Source organism: Streptomyces sp. NPDC001407, from assembly GCF_042895325.1.
Lineage (GTDB): Bacteria > Actinomycetota > Actinomycetes > Streptomycetales > Streptomycetaceae > Streptomyces.
This window is the reverse complement of sequence record NZ_JBIAWF010000002.1, coordinates 16,371-36,524: the sequence shown is the minus strand read 5'-3', so window position 1 is coordinate 36,524 and position 20,154 is coordinate 16,371. Positions and strand designations below refer to the sequence as shown.

General features: G+C 67.7%; 18 protein-coding genes and 1 pseudogene. 9 read left to right on the top strand and 10 right to left on the bottom strand.

Annotated elements, in window-relative coordinates:
- Positions 1–77: 77 nt before the first annotated feature.
- A complete protein-coding gene (locus ACFY1P_RS03705) occupies positions 78–452 on the bottom strand; it encodes a VOC family protein (protein ID WP_361522608.1) in 375 nt (124 codons plus the stop codon).
- Between the two features lie 353 nt (positions 453–805).
- Here ACFY1P_RS03705 and ACFY1P_RS03700 point away from each other — a divergent pair, with 353 nt between their 5' ends.
- From ACFY1P_RS03700 to ACFY1P_RS03690, 3 genes are all read left to right on the top strand, one after another.
- Entirely contained in the window at positions 806–1,429 is a 624-nt protein-coding gene (locus tag ACFY1P_RS03700) for an isoprenylcysteine carboxylmethyltransferase family protein (RefSeq protein WP_361522605.1), read from the top strand.
- 371 nt (positions 1,430–1,800) lie between these two features.
- Complete coding sequence (locus tag ACFY1P_RS03695; protein ID WP_361522603.1) at positions 1,801–2,130, top strand: hypothetical protein; 330 nt, start codon at positions 1,801–1,803, stop codon at positions 2,128–2,130.
- Positions 2,131–2,200: 70 nt separating this feature from the next.
- On the top strand, positions 2,201–3,271 hold the full coding sequence (locus tag ACFY1P_RS03690) for a hypothetical protein (RefSeq protein WP_390749570.1): 1,071 nt from the start codon (positions 2,201–2,203) through the stop codon (positions 3,269–3,271).
- Positions 3,272–3,364: 93 nt separating this feature from the next.
- Here ACFY1P_RS03690 and ACFY1P_RS03685 read toward each other — a convergent pair whose 3' ends face one another.
- Positions 3,365–3,730 carry an antibiotic biosynthesis monooxygenase family protein gene (locus ACFY1P_RS03685; protein ID WP_390749569.1) on the bottom strand — a complete coding sequence of 122 codons (366 nt, stop codon included), beginning with the start codon at positions 3,728–3,730 and terminating at the stop codon, positions 3,365–3,367.
- Positions 3,731–3,983: 253 nt separating this feature from the next.
- On the bottom strand, positions 3,984–4,424 hold the full coding sequence (locus tag ACFY1P_RS03680; RefSeq protein WP_361522595.1) for a VOC family protein: 441 nt from the start codon (positions 4,422–4,424) through the stop codon (positions 3,984–3,986).
- A 149-nt stretch (positions 4,425–4,573) separates the two neighbouring features.
- On the opposite strand from ACFY1P_RS03680, the gene ACFY1P_RS03675 reads away from it, so the two are divergent.
- Complete coding sequence (locus tag ACFY1P_RS03675) at positions 4,574–5,128, top strand: DUF1697 domain-containing protein (RefSeq protein ID WP_361522592.1); 555 nt, start codon at positions 4,574–4,576, stop codon at positions 5,126–5,128.
- 71 nt (positions 5,129–5,199) lie between these two features.
- Here the strand turns inward: ACFY1P_RS03675 and ACFY1P_RS03670 are convergent, their stop codons facing one another.
- Positions 5,200–5,493, bottom strand: coding sequence for an antibiotic biosynthesis monooxygenase (locus ACFY1P_RS03670; protein WP_361522589.1), 294 nt, complete (start codon positions 5,491–5,493; stop codon positions 5,200–5,202).
- 644 nt (positions 5,494–6,137) lie between these two features.
- Between ACFY1P_RS03670 and ACFY1P_RS03665 the strand changes: the two genes are divergently transcribed.
- Positions 6,138–7,616: an MFS transporter gene (locus tag ACFY1P_RS03665; RefSeq protein ID WP_390749568.1), complete on the top strand. Its 1,479-nt coding sequence runs from the start codon at positions 6,138–6,140 to the stop codon at positions 7,614–7,616.
- 102 nt (positions 7,617–7,718) lie between these two features.
- Here ACFY1P_RS03665 and ACFY1P_RS03660 read toward each other — a convergent pair whose 3' ends face one another.
- Together ACFY1P_RS03660 and ACFY1P_RS03655 are read right to left on the bottom strand one after the other, a co-directional pair.
- A complete protein-coding gene (locus ACFY1P_RS03660; protein WP_390749567.1) occupies positions 7,719–8,741 on the bottom strand; it encodes a MerR family transcriptional regulator in 1,023 nt (340 codons plus the stop codon).
- Positions 8,742–8,747: 6 nt separating this feature from the next.
- A complete protein-coding gene (locus ACFY1P_RS03655) occupies positions 8,748–9,410 on the bottom strand; it encodes a HEAT repeat domain-containing protein (protein WP_390749801.1) in 663 nt (220 codons plus the stop codon).
- Between the two features lie 285 nt (positions 9,411–9,695).
- Between ACFY1P_RS03655 and ACFY1P_RS03650 the strand changes: the two are divergent.
- Positions 9,696–10,167: pseudogene (locus ACFY1P_RS03650) on the top strand (hypothetical protein).
- A gap of 84 nt (positions 10,168–10,251) precedes the next feature.
- On the opposite strand, the gene ACFY1P_RS03645 reads toward ACFY1P_RS03650, so the two are convergent.
- The 4 genes from ACFY1P_RS03645 to ACFY1P_RS03630 form a co-directional block, all read right to left on the bottom strand.
- On the bottom strand, positions 10,252–10,992 hold the full coding sequence (locus tag ACFY1P_RS03645; protein WP_390749566.1) for a class I SAM-dependent methyltransferase: 741 nt from the start codon (positions 10,990–10,992) through the stop codon (positions 10,252–10,254).
- A 381-nt stretch (positions 10,993–11,373) separates the two neighbouring features.
- Positions 11,374–12,219: a methyltransferase domain-containing protein gene (locus ACFY1P_RS03640; protein ID WP_361522574.1), complete on the bottom strand. Its 846-nt coding sequence runs from the start codon at positions 12,217–12,219 to the stop codon at positions 11,374–11,376.
- Positions 12,220–12,424: 205 nt separating this feature from the next.
- The gene (locus ACFY1P_RS03635) at positions 12,425–13,285 is read right to left on the bottom strand and encodes a geranyl diphosphate 2-C-methyltransferase (RefSeq protein WP_390749565.1); all 861 of its coding nucleotides are present in this window, start codon (positions 13,283–13,285) and stop codon (positions 12,425–12,427) included.
- A gap of 155 nt (positions 13,286–13,440) precedes the next feature.
- Positions 13,441–14,871, bottom strand: coding sequence for a family 2B encapsulin nanocompartment shell protein (locus ACFY1P_RS03630; protein WP_390749564.1), 1,431 nt, complete (start codon positions 14,869–14,871; stop codon positions 13,441–13,443).
- A 529-nt stretch (positions 14,872–15,400) separates the two neighbouring features.
- Here ACFY1P_RS03630 and ACFY1P_RS03625 point away from each other — a divergent pair.
- The 3 genes from ACFY1P_RS03625 (at position 15,401) to ACFY1P_RS03615 (ending at position 19,961) form a co-directional block, all read left to right on the top strand.
- The gene (locus ACFY1P_RS03625) at positions 15,401–16,576 is read left to right on the top strand and encodes a family 2 encapsulin nanocompartment cargo protein terpene cyclase (RefSeq protein ID WP_390749563.1); all 1,176 of its coding nucleotides are present in this window, start codon (positions 15,401–15,403) and stop codon (positions 16,574–16,576) included.
- 1,124 nt (positions 16,577–17,700) lie between these two features.
- Positions 17,701–18,366, top strand: coding sequence for a PadR family transcriptional regulator (locus ACFY1P_RS03620; RefSeq protein ID WP_390749562.1), 666 nt, complete (start codon positions 17,701–17,703; stop codon positions 18,364–18,366).
- Positions 18,366–19,961 carry an MFS transporter gene (locus ACFY1P_RS03615; RefSeq protein WP_390749561.1) on the top strand — a complete coding sequence of 532 codons (1,596 nt, stop codon included), beginning with the start codon at positions 18,366–18,368 and terminating at the stop codon, positions 19,959–19,961. The genes ACFY1P_RS03620 and ACFY1P_RS03615 overlap by 1 nt, the downstream gene beginning before the upstream one ends.
- Positions 19,962–20,154: the final 193 nt, after the last annotated feature.

Sequence of the window (20,154 nt, the reverse complement as noted above, 5' to 3'; positions counted from 1 at the left end):
TCGGCTCCTCTACTGGTGACCCCAGGACTGCCTGGTCGGGCCCCGCATCCCGGGCGCCCGACCAGGCACTCACTCGGTTACAGGTACGGGCGAGTGATCAGCTCAATCGCGTGACCTGCGGGGTCCTTGAAGTACACCCCTCGACCACCGTGCTCGTTGTTGATCTCGCTCGGACGCCGCATCTGCGGATCGGCCCAGTGCTCGATGCCGCGATCACGGAGCTGCTGGTACGCCCGGTCGAACAGCTCGTCGTCGATGAGGAACGCGTAATGCTGCATCTGGATATCCACCGGTGGCTCGGCGAACTGAAGCAGCACGCCGTCAGAGAGCTGGATATTGGTGAACGGGCCCCAGGACGGTGCTTCCGGGAGTTCCAACAGCTCGCGGAAGAACTGAGCCGACTCGCTGCGATCCTTGGCGGCGATGATGGTGTGGTTGAACGTGACTGTCATGCAGCTGACCTCGTAATTGCTCGGCACTGAGAAGGGACTCGGGACGCATGAGCGTCGGGAGGTCCGCGTGCCGAACTGTGGGGGCGCCTACCGCGCACCCGCTGCGCGATCAGCCCTCCACCGGGTGGCCAATCCGTGTGTGGCGTAGCGCCGGTCCGGTGTTCACGTCGGCGGACTTTACTTGATCATGTCGACTGGGGCAACAGAACAGCGAGCGGCTGCTGGGCTGCTCGTTGCGCGCCCGTGCGCCGTGTCGCGTACGCCCGGAACCCTCCTCGCTGGAAACCGGTCCGTGGGCCGTTGCGTCTCATCGGGAGGAACGGGCCGTCCCGGCTGAAGGGGGCGAAACGAACATGACCGACTCGCAGTGGCGTCACGTCGCGACAGGGATCGACGTCGTCTGCTGGCTGACGTTCCTGACCGTATGGGCCCTCGGCGCGCTCTACAACGCGCGCCGCTCCCCGGCCGTGCGCAAACGCGGACAGCCGCTCCAGCGGTGGAGCATTGCCGCCGGGATCGTCGTGGCGGTGACGGTGAACGCGCTGCTGCCGCACGGCACATGGGAGCCGATCACCCTGCATGTGCAGTGGCTGCGGGCCGTGGGCGCCGTCGTGCTGATCGCCGCGACCGCCTTCACGGTCTGGGCTCGCCTCCGCCTCGGCCTCATGTGGACCTCCGCACCTGTGGAAAAGCAGGGCCACGAACTGCGCACCGACGGCCCCTACGCGATCGTCCGGCACCCCATTTACACGGGCATCCTCGGCATGTTCATCGGTACCGCAGTGCTGATGCTGTTCGGAGGCTGGGTAGTGGCGGTGTTGCTGGCTGTCCTCCTCGTGCAGTGGAAGATCAACGTCGAGGAGAAACTGATGTCCGAGGCATTTCCGGGCACGTACGAGGAGTACAAGCGACGCGTTCCCCGTCTGATCCCGCGCCTGCGGCGTCGTGGGGTATCACTGCCGACGACCCGGACGTAAAGGTATATCGGAGAGCCTGGCTGTGTATGAGGTGGCCGCCAGGTGCAACGAACAGACGTTGGGGTACGGCGGATGCCGAACACGATGGCGGCCTGCGACTGGCGGTTCCCGATGATGGCCGGCGTAGCCGTCCCGACGATGGGCCGTCCCAGCACGACATGGGCGGGAGGGGTGTCCCGGCGTTCTGACGCCTGTGATGAGCCGGTGTCCGATGTCGCGAGGTATTTCATACGTTCACTCCACCGGATCGGTGGCCCACACGGAACGGTGCGCGTACTCAGATGTCGCGCGCCTTTGAGCTCGGGGTACGACGGGGCGGGCCGGTGAGGGCGGTTCGAAAACGTGCAGGTCTGTGGCGTAAGGTCGGACAGATGTCACCCGCCGCCAGAGAGCAGAACGCCGACGCCCTGGGAGCACGGACCGAACCCTCGTTCCGTCTGGACGCCGACCCTGATGAGATCGGGCACCTGGTGTGCTGCCGGGACCCCTCGTGGCGTACCGCGTTCTGCGGGGCCGAGGCGGACACCGTCAATGTGGCTGTCGAAACGCTCTGCACCATGTGCGTGGAGCGGGCCGAGGCCATGTGGCCGGGGTACTGGGCGGACCCGGAGAGGTTCTGTCCCGTCGACGGGCAGCCGTGCCCGGACGAGCACGACATTGACCTGCGCATCGCCTGGGAGACGGGCCCGCCGACAGCGTAGCCGCCGTTGCGGGGCGGCTCCAAGTGGCGGCACAAGTCGCCCGGTGGGCTCTGGTGAAGGCGTAAAAAGTATGGGGGTTGATGTGAGCCAGGTGCTCTATGGCGAGCGTTCGTGGAATCCGCTGGTGCGGAGCGTGGAGCTGACCGAAGCCGGTCTGCGCAGGGGTGGCAGGACCACACCGCTGGACGAGCTGAACCTCGGCGGCATGGCCGAGGCGTTCCAGCGCGGCTGCTGGCTCGGGGGCGGGGGAGCGGAGCGTCCGCTGGAGCGGTTGCCGGACGGTGCCGGCGTCGTCCCGGTGACTCGGGTCACCGGCACCGCCGTGCCGGTGAAGGTGCGTCAGGCCGCCGAATTCGCCCGGAACTTGGGCGAGCTGGCGGTACGGCAGTGTGGTGGACCGGAGCAGGTGGCCGCTCTGGGGGCCAGGGCTCGTACCGAGGGCGTACCGCTGTGGATGGCGCGGCGCACCGCGCCGGGACCCGCCGGGCCGGTCACCGTCGTCGTGGACCGGCGTCTGGTGCGCGTGGATGTGTGGGGGTCGCACGCTCCCGCCGTACGGATCCGGGCGCCGCACGGCTTCCACCGCGGCTCCCAGGGCCCGTCCCACGGCTTGTGCCTGACCGTGGGCGACCTCACGGCGCAGCTCGCCTTCAGGAAGAAGCTGCGCAAGTCCAAGAGCTCGGTGGAGGTGCGGTTGCCCGGGCAGCAGTGGTTGCTGCGGCGGGAGAACGCGGTCAGTTCGTGGCTGCTGCGCGACGAACGGCGCGTTGCCCTCCTGACGCGCCCTCCGCGCCGGCCGGCGGTCGAGCCGGACACGGTGCTGCTGCCGCTGGCCCCCGTGCGCTACGAGAGCGCCGACCCGCTGGACGCCGTCATGGCACAGGTCTTCGCCGTCGCCTTCGGACTCGGGGACACGACGGGCCTGGTGCGGTTCCGCGCACAGCCGAGCCCGGCATCCGCGGGCGAGCCGGTCGCCGTCGACGACGACTGGGACCGTTCGTGGTTCAGCAATCTCGGGACGAGCGGAGAGGACAACGATCCCGGAGGCGGCGACGGCTGGGGTACGGACGGCGGCGACAGCGGTGACGCCGGTGGAGGTCATGACGGGGGTGACAGCGGGGGCGGTGACGGCGGCGACTAGGTTTTGCCTTCGAATTCCCCGTTGCCGGGGATTCCGGTGGCGGGCCCCCATCGGACCCGCCACCGCTCCGGCATGCGGCTGGGCCGCTCTCCGTCACCCGCGCAACGCCGTCGGCCCGACCTGGCGCGCCATGCGGTACGTCGGTGCACCCGTCATCCTGGGCTCCGCCTTCCCCGAGGTGAGGCCCTCCACTGCCGCGCCTATGGCCGCCATGCGGCCGTCGGTGTCGGAGTTCTCCACGAAATTCCGGTAGTCCGCCTCGCTTTCCCAGGTCACGACGTTGTAGACCCGGGTGCCATCGGTGCTCACGTGGAAGCGGGCCGACACATAGCCGGGGTAGAACGCCACCCACTTCTCCAGCAACGGAGCGAACGCAGCCACCAGTTCGTCCTGCGTCTGCGGCCCACCCTCCACCGTGTAGTCGATGATCGATACGAACTCCGTCGTGCTGCCGCTCATGAGGTGCTCCTGTTGCCTTGTCCGTGAGGCGGGTGTTCCCCGCTGCACACGATCTTGGTACCTCAAGTTCGATTGAGGTCAAGGGTGGCTAAGGAGGGAGCGTGGCGCTGGGGCATCCGTGCGGTCGTCCCACAGCCGTCCGACCAAGGGCAGTCACTGCTTGCGACGAGGAGGCCTCGCGATCGCTTATCGGGCCGCACTCCACCTCGTGAGCATCCTCATCTGAACCCGAAGCTGACCAATGAGGCAGAACCTAGCCGATCCGTTCGGCCAGAGCGACGATGATTCCCGAGGGGCCGCGGAGGTTGCAGAGCCGGTAGACGTTCTCGTACTGCGCCACCTCGCCGAGGAGTTCCGCGCCATGGCGGCGCAGCCGGGTGATCGTGTCGTCGATGTCGTCGACGGCGAACATGACACGGTGCAGGCCCAGAGTGTTGGGTGGCGGGTTGAGCGGCCCGGCAGCGATCGCCGCGGGAGCGTGGAACTTCGTCAGCTCCAGCTTGCCGTGGCCGTCCGGGGTGCGCATCATCGCGATGGCACTGCGGACCCCGTCGAGGCCCACCGTCTGGTCTGCCCAGACTCCCTCGATCTGCGCTTCGCCTTCCAGCTCCATGCCGAGCTCGGTGAAAAAGGCGATGGCAGCCTTGAGATCGTCGACGACGATGCCTACGTTGTCCATCCGCTGAATCGTCACGGGTACTCCTTCTTCGTCGCGCAGTCCGTTCTGGCTACTGGTACCCCGGGGACGGAACAGCGCCACGCTCTTCTTACATCTTCCAGCCGAGCTCCAGACAGGTGACCGATACGAGAATTCGCACACCGGAGTTTGTTTAAGGTGGGCGGATGACGACGAAGGCGTACGCGGCGCTTCTCCGCGGCATCAATGTGGGCGGCCACCGGAAGGTCCCGATGGCGGATCTGCGGGCGTTGCTCACGGAGTTGGGGTACGGAGATGTCCGCACGCATCTGCAGAGCGGCAACGCGGTCTTCACGAGCGTGCCCACGGACGAAGCGGCGCTCGAGACGCGGGTGAGCCAGGCGATCGAGGACCGGTTCGGATTTCCCGTCGACGTCCTGGTGCGCGACCATGCCTACTTGAGAGCGGTGGCCGACGCCTGCCCCTTCCCGGCGGCGTCCCTGGAGCCGAAGCAGCTCCACGTCACGTACTTCGCGAATCCGGTCACCGCGGCCGACTTCGCGAAGGTCGATGCCGAGCGCTTCCTCCCGGAGGACTTCCGCCTCGGCGACCGCGCGCTCTACCTCTACGCCCCAGACGGCCTGGGCCGTTCGAAGCTGGCGGATGCCTTAGGAAGAGCGGCGCGGGGCGTGGCGACGACGCGCAACTGGAACACGGTCGCGAAGCTGGCGGAACTCACGGCCTCCACCGGCCAGCAGTAGTGGAGTCAGATCACGCGGCCGCACGGGCCCGTGCTGACCACGGAAGCGCCATGCCCCGCGTCCCCTAGGTTTCACACCGATGCGACAGGGCTGCTCGGGTGCACCTCACGTTCGATACGCGGCATGATCTCGGGAAGATAGATGTCCTGGATGGCCGCACCGGAGCCGTGGGTCTCCCAATGCTCCCGAGTCGCCCAGCGCTCGACCAGGACAAAACGCGCGGCATCCTCGTGCGATCGGTACGCCTCCCAGCTGACGCAGCCGTCTTCGGCCAGGCACAGTGGACGCATACGGGCCAGAGCGTCCGCGACATGGACGGCGTCTTCGGCCTTGGGCACGCGGATGATGACGATGAGGTCGAACACGATTGCTCCTCTGACGACGGAGGACAAAGTCCGGGCACTTTATCGCAGCTGGCAGCTGACCTGCGTAAATACCCTGCGGGGGAATCCTTGGGCGGCTGCGACGAGTCGTGAGCGCTGGGCGTGGGCGAGCTGGGATTGCGTCTCGACGCTTGGAAGGACAACCGCGACCTCCACGGTCGCTACGCCTCCCAACGGGGTTCAATCCCGCCTCGGGCCATGTGTGTCCAGTGACGTCGCAGTCCGCGGATCGAAGCTTCACTTTGAGGGGATCTGGCGGACTGAAGGGTTACGTCGCAGGCCCGGGATGCCGCGGCGGGGTGTGGGTGAGATATCGCGTTGCACGGATGCCGGAGGGGCCTTTACCCTGTTTGAGTTCCGCCTGCGCCCGATCCGGGGCCCGGCGCTGTGTTTCGAGGTGACGACTTATCTCCCAGGCCAAGTAGCCGTCCGCAGTTCCCCACGTTCTGATCGTTTGAACGTGTCCGGGGGCGGACGTCGCGCTGGCCTGAGTTGCGTCACCCACCCCCGCTTTTCCCTGTCATTCTCCGGGTGCAGCTCTGCCGACTGCCCCGGGTTTTCGTGTTTTCCGGCCCCGGTGCGGCTGTCGGCAGGGCTCCCCGACTCTTTGGATCAGGAGCCCCACAGTGCCTTCCCCCGCGCTCGAGAACGAGCCGCAGCACACCACCCAGCCCCCAGCCCACCCCAGACCTGGACCGTCGAAGATGGCCTTGGGGGCCTGGATCGCCCTCATGGTGCTGCTGGGCGCCGAGCTGATGGACATGATCGACCAGTCGGTCGTCCTGACCGCCCTGCCCGCGATCCAGGAGTCGACCGGCGCCGGACCGGCCGCGGTGCAATGGCTGACCACCGGCTATTCACTGCCCGTCGCCGTCGGGCTGATCACCGGCGGGCGCCTCGGCGACCTCTACGGCAGGCGAAAGATCCTCTTCATCGGCACCATCGTGTTCACCGCGGCCTCGCTGCTGTGCGGTCTGGCCACCGGGCCGGGCGTGCTGATCGGTGCCCGCCTGCTCCAGGGCGTCGGGGTGGCTCTGATGATCCCGCAGGTCCTGGCCACCCTCCACGTCACCTTTGAGGGACAGAACCGCAGCAAGGTGTTCGGTCTGTACGGGGCCGTCATGTCGCTCGCCAACGTCCTGGGTCCGGTGATGGGCGGCCTGCTCACCGAGGCCGACCTGCTCGGGCTGTCATGGCGGCCGATCTTCCTGGCCAACGTGCCCGTCGGCCTCGCCGTGCTCCTCCTGGGACGCACATTCATCCCCGAGTCGACCGTCCAGAAGGCCGACCGGCTCGACCTCAGCGGCATGCTGCTGTCCGCACTGGCCATCGTCCTGATCGTCTTCCCGCTCTCCGAGGGGCACCTCCATCACTGGCCGCTGTGGTGCTTTGCCATGTTCACCACCGGTCTCCTTGCGCTGGGCGTCTTCCTGCGGCACCAGCAGCGCAAGCAGGACAAGGCGCCCCTGGTGCCCCTGTCCCTCTTCCGGGGCAGGCAGTTCTCCGGCGGCATGGCCGCGCAGCTGACGCACGGCCTGCTCTGCGGGCTGTTCTTCATGACCTGGACCCTCTACCTCCAGCGCGGCCTGGGCATGAGCCCCTTCCACGCGGCCCTGGCCTTCGTGCTGCTCTCCCTCGGAGAGCTGGCCGGCGCGACGATCGCGGCGAAGAGCGGCGGGCGCTTCGCCCGCAGGTTGCCCCAGACCGGAGCCCTCATCGCGTCCGCTTCGATGGCCGCCTACGGGCTCCAGGTCGACACAGGCCAGGGGAATCCGACCCTGCTGGCGATGACCGCTCCGGTGGTACTGATCGGCTTCGGCCTCGGCATGGTCGGCGGCCCGCTCGCCGACCTGTCGCTGGCCAGGGTCCCGCACGAGGACGCCGGAGCCGCCTCCGGTCTGTTCAACACCGCCATCCACCTGGGCATCGCCCTCGGCACCGCGCTGACCGCCCTGGTGTTCTTCGCCATCACCGGCGGCTCGCCCGACGCCGGACTCAACCGCGACGCGTTCATCACCGTGCTGTGGTGGGTCGGCAGCCTCCTCGCCCTGATGTGGGCCCTGATGTTCTGCCTGCCCAAGCACACGAACAACCAGATCGACTGAGCCACTTCCCAGAGGCGGCGGCATCCGGTCGCCGGGTGCCGTCGCTCCTGGCCAGCCTGCCCTCGGCAGGAACCCGGTCGGCTTCCCCCGGCCGTAACGCCCTCAGGCGACAGCGGCTCCGGATCGTGCGTCGCGTAGCGTGAGAAGGTATGCCGCGGTAAGCGCGACGCCACGGTCTTCGTCATGTGACAGAGCTGCGAGGGCGCCTGACGTCGTGGTTCCCGGGATGTCCGCGAGCGCCTGTGTCAGCCGCCGGCGCGCGGACGATTCGAGGGTGTCCTGGGCGAGGCAGTCGACGAGCCTTGTGGTGATCTGGTCCGCCAACGCGGGATCGCTCGTCAGCGCGCTCAGGGCATCGGCTGCGGCCGTGTCGTCCGTCCCCTCGACGACCATGTCGATGAGCGTCGGGATCGCGTCGGCCTCTCCACGTGCCGCGAGGGACAGAGCCGCACTTCTGCGGACCGCGATGTCGGAGTCCGTGAGAGCGTCCTGTAGCAGTGCGGTTGCCTCACCGGTCGGAATCTCGGCAATGGACTGGACGGCACGCTTGCGCACGTCGGCCACCGATGAGCCGAGACCATCCGCCAGCAACGCCAGCCCACCGTCACCCGCTCGCGCCAGCGCCCATCGAAGGGCTCCGGCGACGTTCGGGTCCGTCTCGCTCAGGGCCGCTTCGGCCAGGGACTCCACCGGCACCGGAACCCCGTCGACCGAGGACAATGCCGCACGCTGACGGCTCCCCGCGCTCTCCGACCTCAGGGCCTGGAGGAGCGCGACGATCTGGAGTACGTCCTCCCAGCCGGCGGGCTCCGTGGCGCCGATCCGACGAAGTCGTGTGAGCAGCGCGGTCTCAGCCGCGATACGTTCGCGGGTCTGGCGGATGAGGTCGTCGACGAGCTCCGAGGGCGTGAAGCCGGGGTCATCCAGCGCACGCCCGACTTCACGCAGCGACATCCCCAATGACCGCAGGCTCTCGACATGGAGGATCCGCCGGATGTCTTCGCTGGAGTATTCCCGGTAGCCGGCCTCGGTACGACCCGTTGGCCGCACCAGGCCGAGCGAGTCGTAGTGCCTGAGCATGCGGGCGCTGACCCCCGACCGTCGTGCCACATCACCGATCAACACCGTTTGTCACCCCTCCTGGCTGGTCGTGCCGAGCGCCATGATGCGCTTCGCCTCCTCGATCGCGAACTCGAATCCGGCATCCGGGTTGCGGAACAGCCGTTCCGTGGCGATCGCGTGCTGACGCGCGTGAGGGTCGAGATCCGTCAGCACGGCGCGCAGAATCGGCATGATCATCTCACCGAGACCGATCAGCGCCCGGCTGAGGCTCAACTGCGTCTCACGCGCGCCGCGCCCGAGCTGCGTCACCAGCACTCCGGCCAACTCGTGCTCTCCACCTTCGGGCACGAGCACGACCGCTGCCCGCCAGGCGCTCCGCGCCACCTCGTCGTCGGCGTCGGTCAGAAGCGCGTGTGTGATCGCCGGCCACGCTTGCCGATCCCCGATCTTGGACAGCGTGTGCAACGCCTGGCTTCGCGCCTGCGCGCGCTCCGAGCGGAGTTCTTCGATGAGCTTGGGGACCACTGTTGATGACGAGTGACGGGTGAGAGCCCACGTAAGCATTTCGCGCACGTAGAATTCGGGCTCGATCGCGCCTCGTTCGATGAGCGTGACGACGAACCGCGGGTCAGGCGCCGTGCCGATTGCCAGGGCTGCCCGCAGCCGTACCGACGGGTTGTTGTTCTCCAGCCCTTGGAGCGCTCGCATGGTATCCGTGTCCTGTTTCGACATGATCGTCGGGATCACCTCCTTGGCCGCAGTGAACCCCTTGTCATTGTGTGAAGGTCAAGGCGGGGCATGCGGGGGTAGCACTTCCGCTGGTGGAAGGCGCGATGGTCCGGCTGGAGGTGGGGCACTCGTGAGGTGATCGCCTCTGAGCCCGGCCATCGGCTGCCCGTACGCGAAATCCTCACGGAGCATGAGGAGAAGAACGGCCCGGCGGTACCGGGGCTGGTTGTGTCAGTGGTTGCCCCTACGCTGCCACACGATCACTGACAAGCATTTGAGGAGGGTCCCATGACCACCGAGGACAAGACGATGAAACGCATCGAGGAGGCCATCGGACTGCAGCACGCAGGCGGAACCGATACCGCTCGGCGACGGTTCACCGAGATCTGGGAAGAGATCGCTTCTGACGGCGACCCCTTTCACCGGTGCGTCCTCGCCCACTACATGGCTGATCTTCAGCAGGACCCGCAGGACGAACTCGCATGGGACCTGCGTGCCCTGGAAGCCGCAGGGTCGGTGACCGACGACCGGGCCAAGCAGCACCCACTCGTCACTGGCGATTCGCGGGTTCTACCCATCCCTGCACCTCAACCTCGCCTCGGATTACCACAAGCTCGGCCATACCGAACAGGCCCGCACACACCTGACCCAAGCCCAGCAGCACCTCGACGCGCTCAAGAAGGACGACTACGGCCATGGCATCCGGTCGGCCATAGCACGGCTCGCAGGCCGGCTCGCCGAGGACAGCGAAGCGGGGTAAGGCACGGCGAGGAATCTCGACTGGCCCCGGAACAAGCCTTCGCCCGGGGCCGATCAACAACCCCCCGGATGCCCGATCGCCCCATCAGACGCGGCAGCGCAGCATTTCCAGTGGGGGGTTGGCGACGCAGTCCGCCCAGAATTCCGCACCGAATTCACGTACGCCCGCGTCGGACACTGTCAGCGGGACCCAGGTCAACTCGTCGAATCCGGCCGCCCGCAGACATCCTTCATAGACTTCACGGCGCGGGCAGGCACCGACGAACGAGATCGGTGGGTCGAGCAGTGCCGTGATCCGCACTCGTGGTCCGATCTCGCTCTCCTCCCCTGCCGGCTCGCAGAGGAAACCGTACTTGGCCAAGGACGGCCCGTCGAAGCGGTAGTCAGGGGTCTGCGCGAGCACGAAGAACTCGGCCCCCGGCTTCAGGCTCCGGTGCACGTTGCGGCACATCCGCTCCATGGCGGCGACGTCCTCCGCGTAGTTGAGCAGCTGAACTCCCGTGGCGACGTCGAAGCGCCGATCGAGGGGTGGTAGCGCGGACACATCACCCACTTCGTAGCGCACACCCAGCGGTTCACGCTCCTCGAAGGCTCGTGCCGCGGCGACCATTTCACCGGAGATATCGATTCCGAGCACATCCGTGGCGCCACGCCGCTTGAACTCCCTGCTGTAGAAGCCGGTTCCGGAAGCCAGGTCGAGGACCGACTTGCCGCGCACGTCCCCGACCATGGCGAGGAAGCTGGGCACCTCCGCGTAATGCGCCAGCGGAAGGGACTTGAACCCCTCGAAAGCCTCACCGATCCCGTCATACTGCTGTGCGTCCATCGTGCTGTCCTCCCTCGTGCTTCGCCATGCCCTTGAATGTGGCCCGCCTCCGGGAGGCGCTGCGGCCTCCGGCGGGCAGTCTTCCCGCACTCCGGCAGACCGTCGTACTGGCAGAAGCCACAAAGATGCGGACGCCGTCCCGGACTCCTGTACGGGCGGGTGCAGGGTTCGAGCGGACGGTGGACAACCTCGGCCGTGACCGTGGCCGCGGATCGAGCTCTCCCGCGCCGTCATCGCCCTGACTTCCACCGCGGTGCGCAACGCCGAACTGCCCCGGCATCGAGGCACTGACCGGCCAGCTGGCGCGCCGAAGGCGGCGGTCTCTTCACCGCGTCGTCGCGCACCGACAGGTCGAACGGGCAGTTGACTGATCAGGCCGCATCATGGCCTGGTAGCGCTGCAGATGTTGTACCGCCAAGTCTCCTGGTGCCGGTACATCTCCACCCCGCTCATCGCGTTGACCAACCTGTCGCCTCGGCCCATGCCGCGTGCGAGCGCGTAGGGCAGCCGGCCGAGCGCCGAGAAGCACCGCAGCATGGGCAGGATCTTCTCCGTCGCGTCATAGCTCGATTCGACAACGAAGCCGGCCTGGTGGAGGAGCCGCTCCAGGTGGCCGTGGGTCAGCGTGAGCATGCCCGGCATGCCGGAGAGCTCGCAGACCCTGAGCAGAGCGGACCGTGCCTTCGGCAGGAGATGGGCCTGTGGAGTGCTCGAATACTCGAACATCACCAGTCTTCCGCCAGGGCGCAGGACGCGGAAGAACTCGGCGAGCCCCTGGCGAGGGTCGGGGGAGTGGACGAAGGACTCCATGGTGTAGACGCCCTCGAAGGAGGCATCGGCGAAGGGGAGGGCGTGATAGTCGGCCAGGAGGAAACGCGTGCGCCTGCCCGGTTCGCCGGCGCGGGCCGACCGCCGCCGTGCGATGGCGACGTCCGGCTCGATCCCGTCGATCCCGGTGACGTGCACCCCGCCCGTCCGAGCGATCGTGCGCGCTGTGTCGCCGACCCCGCACCCGGCGTCGAGCACGGACGACGCCGGAGGGAGGGCAAGCTTCCGGGTCACGACGAGTTCCATGCGGCGCATGGCTGCCGCGAACCCCCATGGGGAATGACCTGGCTCGTACCAGCCGAAGTGGCGCGTACGACCGAGCAGTGCCGCGTACCCGAAGCGTGACTCGAACGCCCGGTAGTACGGCAGGACGTGTCGCCGGTAGTGGTCATCGGTCATGTGGGTCATCACTCCTCGTCGGTCATCCTGCCCCGCCCGAGGTCTTCAAGGAAGAGAGAACGCGCCATCGGCCGCAGGCACGCCGACATGCGCCGGCCCCGGTCGAACTCGTCGACCAGGGCCTCGATCTTGTCGCCCCGGCACCGGACACAGTCACGTGGAACAGCGTCCGGCCGTGGGGCGCACGGTGCCGCCTGTAGACGGTTCAGACGCGGTCGGCGGCGATGAGGAGGTAGTGGAAGCTGCCTTCGCGGTATGCCGTCAGGAAGGGGTCCTCGACGCCCGTGGCCACCGACGACTTGGCCCGGAGCTCCCAGTACGGGATCGCGGTGGGCGTGAGGTCCACGACGTGCATCGGCACGAGGCCGTTCGCCACCATGGCCTTGAAGTACGCACTGCGTGGGTGGATGTTGCACGTGTAGTGCTCGTCGATGGCGCTGACCGCCTTGGAGCGGCCGCCTGTCACGTCGTTGGAGCAGCCGGTGATGACGACGTAGCGGCCGCCGCGCGCGAGCTGCCGGGCGTGCTCGGCGAAGAGCTCGTTGAGGTCCACGTACATCGTGGACTCGTTGTTCCAGATGCCCTGGAAGTCCCCCGTCGGGAAGCCGGTGTCCAGCATGTTGCGGAAGTGGTAGCGCACCTTGTCGTCCACGCCGCGCCGACGGGCCTCCGCGTTGGCGAAGGCGACCTGCGTCTCGGAGATGGAGACGCCGTCGACCCGGCAGCCGAAGCGGGCGTTGGCCATGATGCTGGTGCCGCCGCGGCCGCAGCCCGCGTCGAGCAGCCGCTGGTCGGGGGCGACGGGGCCGAGGTGGTCGAGGAGGACGTCGGCCTGGGCCGACTCCAGGCGGTGGAGCTCCTCGATGATGCGCGCCTCCCGGGTCTCCTCCGGGCCCTCCAGCACGGACGGGTCGTAGTCGCCCAGTCCGTAGTGGTGGTGGTAGAGGTCGTCGACCTCGCCGAGCCGCAGGTTCACCGGGTCCTTCTCGTTGTTCCAGTAGTCGGCGACAGACTGCTGGTACGCCGTACGCAGGACGGCGGCGGGGGCTTCCGGGGTGGTGGTCATGGTGGAGACTCCTTACAACGTACCGATGACTGCGGGAAGTTCAGGGTGTTGCGAGTGCGCTGCGCGGCAGGCACTCATGTGGCTGTCGGGGCGGAGAGCGGCCGTACGGGCCGGAGCGCAGCCGCTCCCCGAGCGCGGCCCGTAGCGGGCGGCGCTCAGGCGCCGGAGGCGCGGCCGACCTCGACGTTCTCCAGGACGCCCAGCGCGTCGGGCACCAGGATCGCGGCCGAGTAGTACGTGCTGACCAGGTAGGAGATGACAGCCTGCTCGTTGATGCCCATGAACCGCACGTTCATGCCCGGCTCGCACTCCTCCGGGATCCCGGTCTGCCGCAGCCCGACCACACCCGACGCCTCCTCGCCGGTACGCATGGCCAGGACCGAGGTGGTGCCCTGCTCGGAGAGCGGCAGCTTGCCCAGGGGGAAGATCGGCACACCGCGCCAGGCTGGGATGCGATGGCCGTTGACGTCGGCGTCGCCGAAGTAGATGCCGCGTTTGTTGCACTCGCGGCCGAGAGCGGCGATCGCCTTGGGGTGGGCGAAGAACGCCTTGGTCTGGCGGCGCATGCTCAGCAGCTCGTCGAAGTCGTCCGGTGTGGGCGGGCCGGAGTGGGTGGAGATGCGCTGCCCGTGGTCGGCGTTGTGCAGCAGCCCGAAAGCGCGGTTGTTGACCAGCTCGTACTCCTGGCGCTCGCGCAGCGCCTCGATCGTGAGCCGCAACTGCTGCTCGGTCTGGTTCATCGGGTCGTTGTAGAGGTCGGCGACCCGCGTGTGCACCCTCAGGACCGTCTGGGCCACGCTCAACTCGTACTCGCGCGGCGCGAGTTCGTACTCGGCGTACGTGCCCGGCACGACGGGCTCCCCGGTGTGGCCGGAGGCCAGCGCGATGTCGGCTTCGCCGCGCTTGTTCTGCGGGAGCTCCCTTTCGGCCTGGCGGCGCAGCACGTGCTCGCGCAGCGGCTCGCTCCGCCCGGCCACCTCCTCGTACGCCTGCCGGGGCAGTACGAGCACCGTGCACGCCGTCAGCGCCCGCGCCGTGAACACCCACGTGCCGGGCTCGTCCGACACCACCTGCCCGCCGAAGAACCCGCCGTCGGCGAGCACCCCCAGCCGCACCTCGTCCCCGTACTTCCCGGTGCCGGTCTTCTCCACCTTGCCGTGCGCGATCAGGACCACATGGTCCGCCGGCTGCCCGGCCCGGGCCAGGACATCGCCCGGCTCGTACTCGCGCTGCTCGAACCGCCCGGCCAGGGACCGCAGCACCTCCGGCTCGTCGAACCCGCGCAGCAGCGGCAGTTCGCCCAGCTCCGCCGGTACGACCCTGACGTCCGCCCCTTCCTGGACGAAGGTCACCCGCCCGTCGCCGACCGCGTAGGCCAGGCGCCGGTTGACCCGGTACGTACCGCCGCTGACCTCCACCCAGGGCAGTATCCGCAGCAGCCAGCGCGAGCTGATGTTCTGCATCTGCGGAACGGTCTTGGTGGTGGTCGCCAGATTCCGGGCGGCTGCGACCCCGAGGCTCAACTGAGCCTGTCCCGCGGATCCTTCACGCTGTTCCGATTGATCCGGCGTCACTGCACTCGTCATTCCGGTCCCTTCCGACACAACGTGGGGGGTGCAGGGCACGCGCAGCTTCCGCGGTGGGCCGGGCCTGCTGCCGCGGATGCGCGCCGCAAGTGAAGCAGCGGGTCAGGTTGTCGGTCGAGAGTGGCGGAACGTGCACCATCGGTTTGCGCCACCGGCTGCCGCCCGGAAGCCGTGGTCGCCGGCCATCGGCGCCTTACGGGACCGGAATTCACCGCTGCCGAGGATGACTTGATCTGCGCGAACTGATGTCCCGTGCCGTCCGGATGGGCGAAGAAACGCCGACTGCAGAAGACGTCATCGCGCCACTTGCTTCCTGGCCGACCGGGCGCCGGCCAACGTCCAGGCGGGTTGTGAGGGGGCCGGGGGTGCTACCGCTTCACCCCGACGAGTGAGCAACGTTGTTGAGCACGCGTCAGAGGCGCACGTCAGGCCGGTGGGCGAGAGGGAGACTCTTGTTGCCGCTCCGCGCGCCGTGCTATCCCTTCGGCGACGAAGGCGCCAAGTCCAGTGTCTGTGAACGGAGTTGCGGATGACCTTGCCAACCCCCAGCGCGGCCGATGTGCCCGAGGCCGCTGGCGGCTCATCGCATCTCCTGGCCCGGCTGCTGTCCGGTCCGACCGGTATCGGGACGAACTCCCTGCGCCTCGCGGCGAGCTTGGATCCGGACGCGGCTCCGGCCGCGGAAGTGTTGCCGACCGCCCTCCCCTCGCTGACGGAGTCGCAGCCGTCGTCGCAGCGGATCGAAGGTCTCTACTGCCCGCCTGCCGTACGGGACGACCGCGCGCTGGCCGATGAGGTCAACGAGCGGCTCGTCGAGTGGGCCGAGAAGGAAGTGGGACTCTACCCGGACACCGAGCACAGGGAAGCACTCGTCGGCTTCGACGCGGGGCGGTCGGTGGTCCTGTGCCATCCCGACGCGCCCGGCATCGAGCACCTCATGGCCGCCGCCCGTCTCCTGATCGGCGAGAACGCCGTGGACGACTACTTCTGCGAAGCGGAGTACGGCGGCAGCGCGGACCGCCGCGGCGCGGCGCTCGCCGTCGCGCAGTCCGCGATCGACCCCGCGCACAACACCCCACGCTACGAAGCCGACTGGCAGGCGGGGGTCGGCTCCCATCCGGCCCTGCGCTCGATGCGGTCGGCCATGGACCACTTCCAAGCCCTGGCCACTCCGGCACAGGCACACCGCTTCCGGCACGACATCGCCAACCTCTACCTCGGGTACAACGCCGAGGGCGACTGCATCAGCCAGCACCGTACGCCTTCTGTGTGGGAATACTTGGTGCAGCGTCAGTTCAACAACTTCCGCCCCTGCCTGACCATCACCGACTCCGTCGGCGGCTACGAACTGCCCGCTCACCTCTTCGCGGAGCCCGCGGTACAGCGTGCCGTTGCCCTGGCCTCCAACGCCTCGACGATCTGCAACGACCTCTACTCGCTGCGCAAGGAACAGGCCAGCGAACGCTTCCACTACAGCCTGCCCACCGTCATCGCGGCCGAGGAGAAATGCTCCATCAACGACGCTTTCCAGAAGGCGATCGAGGTCCACAACGAGATCGTCCACCTCTTCGAGGAGCATGCCGCCGCGCTCTCCGCCACCAACCCGCTCACCGCCCGCTTCATGGCCGGGCTGTCGAACTGGATGACCGGCAACCACGAATGGCACGCCGGAAACGTCGGCACCCGCTACGCGACCTCTCCCTGAGGATCGCGCTCGCGGTGGCGAGTGGAGGAATGCTGCCCGCTGCGCACCTGTGCCGGCTCCTGCTGCGGGACTGCTCCAAGATGCAAGGGAGGGTGCGGTGGCCTGCCCGGGCCGGGGGAGCGCAGTGTGCGGCTGCGAGTGTTCCGCAGTGCAGGTGAGACGTTCTGCGGGGTGGGGACGACGAGGGTCCCCCTGGCGAGCGCGGGGTTGCCGACACTTCACGCGCTACGCCAGAGGGACCTGATGTCGGTTCTCGGCGACTGCGAGATCGTCGACTTTCAGATGACCTGCCGGGCCCGGGGATCAGCCCATGACAATGTGGTTTCCACGCGGACGCTGAACGACAGTCCGCGCCCCTATGCGTGCCTCCGTCTCTGCATGGTGATGTGATCCAGGCGACTCTGGAAACCGCCCTGGGAGCACCCTCGTCTTGCGGAATTTCCCTAGCCGGGATAATTCCGGGGCGGCGATCGACCCGCGTTATGTTGAGGAGCGCGCGGGTGTGTCATCAGGAACGTAGGCGGAGTTGAAAATTCGTTCCGCTGTGGCGATCACGCCGACAGCCCCCGAGGGTCGGTGGATGTCAGTCGCGCGGGCGGATATCCACCTTGGCGGTGCTCGGTGGTATCACCGGTCTCACTTCTCATCACTGGCACGCGGCTCGTGCTTGCCTTGGTGACGGACCGTCCCTACGCGACCGAAACTACTCTCCAGGGCGCGCGGGTCCTCATGGTGGTTTGAATTGACTGAAAGCATGTCCCAAGAGGTGTGCTTGCTATTCATTGGGCTTTTATGTGCCTCCGTGGGGCATCGACTTCAATGCCGCACCCTCCACGGCCTGGTCCACGTCGGCGACGGCGCCGGTGCCTTGCCTGCACGGCGGCTGCCGATCGCCCGGATGGACAGCTCTGGTCAGGGAGCCTGAATCGACTTCCGCTCGGGCACGGGCCAAGGCTCTGGCCGGGGTCGCCTTCTGTCTGCCCGCCTCCGGCGGCGGCGAAGCGACCGGCTCCCAGCGCGTGGCTCCCTCGGCCTCGCCGTGCCGCTCACTGTTCCAACTCGCCCTCCAAGTCGTATAGTCCAGCCTGAGTACCCCAGTTGGAATAGATGACGGAGGTCGATCGATGCCCGCTCCACGATCACGAAAGCTCAACCTGATCTCCCTGGCCGTCCTGGAACTGCTGGAGGAGGAGGCAATGCACCCCTACGAGATGCAGCAGCGGCTGCGCGACCGCGGACGGGACCGTCTGGTGAAGCTCACCGCCGGCACGCTGTACCACGCTGTGGAGCGCCTTGAGAAGCTCGGCCTGATCGAGGCTGTGGAGACCAGTCGCCAAGGCCGTCTGCCCGAGCGCACCGTGTACGCCATCACGGAGGGCGGCAGGGCGGCCTTCACCGAGCGGCTACGCGAGTTGGTATCCACACCGGAGGGAGAATTCTCGGAGTTCCCGCTGGCGATGGCCCTGCTGCACACCCTCGACCGCAAGGAGGCCATCGAACGCCTCACCTGGCGGGCGGCGCGGTTGGAAGCCGCCATCGCCGCTGAGGAGGTCATGACCGCCCGGCTGCGTGCCTCCGGTGTGGAGCCGATCTACTTCATCGACCTCACGTGGCAGACCTCCGCCAAGGAGGCGCAGCTGAGCTGGATCAGAGACGTGGTCGGACAGTTGGAGAGCGGCGCGTTGGGCTGGCCCGATGCCGGCTCCGCTCAACCGCTGCGCCTGCTGGAGACCGGGCTGCCTCGACAGGACCGCCACGAGTCGCTCCGGCCCGCAGGGGAGGCAGGCTGATGCCGACGTTACGCACTCGCAACCCCTGGCTGGCTCTCGGTGCTCTGTGTCTGGGATTATTCATGATTCTTCTGGACACGACCATCGTGAACATCGCCGTTCCCAGCATGCTGAGCGGCTTGGACGCCGGTCTCGACGAGATCCTCTGGGTCGTCAACATCTACGTGCTGGCCTACGCGGTGCCCCTCATCGTGGCGAGCCGTCTGGGTGACCGGTTCGGCCGCAAGAAGCTCTATGTCATCGGACTGGTGGTCTTCACCATCGCCTCCGCATTGTGCGGGACGGCCCACACAGGTGGTGAACTCATCCTCGCCCGCGCGCTGCAGGGCATCGGCGCCGCGTTGATGAACCCGCAGACCCTGGCGTTCATCGTGGTCCTGTTCCCCCCGAACAAGCGCGGCGCCGCCTTCGGCATGTGGAGCGCCGTCGCGGGCATCTCGACCATCGCCGGGCCTCTCCTCGGCGGACTCATCGTGGAGAAGCTCCACTGGCAGTGGATCTTCTTCGTCAATGTGCCGGTCGGCGCGTTGGGGTTGCTGCTCGTCCTGCTCTGGGTGCCCGAGTCCCGTACCGACACCGCCCACGGTTTCGACCCGGTGGGCATCACGCTGCTCACCGGTGGCCTGTCCCTCATTACCTTCGGGCTGCTGGAAGGCAGCCGCTACCACTGGGGCACGATCACCGGTCGGCTCACCGTCCCGGCCCTGATCGCCTGCGGAGTGGTGCTGCTCCTCGCATTCGTCCTGCAGCAGCTGAGGTCGGCCGACCCGCTGGTGCCCCTGGCGCTGTTCGCCAACCGGAACTTCACCGTGGCCAATGTGGTGGCCATGGGAGTGGGCTTCGCCATGGTCAGCCTGCTACCCCTGATGATCTTCTTGCAGGAAGTGCTCGGCCTCACACCGCTGATGGCAGGCGTGGTGACCGCCCCGGCCTCAGTGATCGCCGCGCTCATCGCGCCATTCGCAGGTTTCCGCACCGACCGCACCGGCGGGAAATACTTGCTCATCGCCGGCTTGCTGGCCTTCGCGGTCGGCATCACGGCCGCGGTCATCGCGGCCAGGCCACATATCAGCAGCTGGACGATGCTGCCCGCGGTCGCCGCGCTCGGCATCGGCATCGGCTTGTTGTTCACGTCGATGACCACGGTCGCCGTCGGAGAAGTCGGCGCCGATCTGTCGGGCGCGGCCTCAGGTGTCTTCAACACCACACGTCAACTGGGGCAGGCGCTGGGTACCGCCGCCGTGGGTGCCTTGCTGCAGGCGACCCTCCACCATGCCCTGGTGGACGAAGCCACTCACCGCAGCAGGAGCCTCCCGCCTGCCTACCGCCGTGGATTCGTCGACAGCTTTGCCCACGCGGGACAAGGCGGAGCATTCGCCAAGGCACCGAAGACCACTGGCACGTCCGGGGGCATGGGCAGCCAACTCCAGCAGCTGAGCACTGACGTGTTCAACACCGGATTCGTCTCGGCCATGAGGTGGACACTCCTCCTCCCTCTCGGGCTCACTCTCCTGGCGGTGATGTGCTGCTTTAGCATCAAAGCCCGACGCACGGTGCCTACGGCTGAACGTCCCCTCGTGGCCAGTCGGCGATGATGAGGCCTGAGCGACGCCCGTCCCACGACGGCGACACCATCGCGCACCACACTGCCCATCAACTCCTGGCGCCCGTACCGAGGATCAGCTTGCCGAAGCGGCAAACCCGCTTGGCTTCCCGGCCGTGCCCTCCGCATCATCGGTCTCGGGGGAGACGGAACGGCGGGCGAGGCTGCCGTCCCGGCGTACAGCA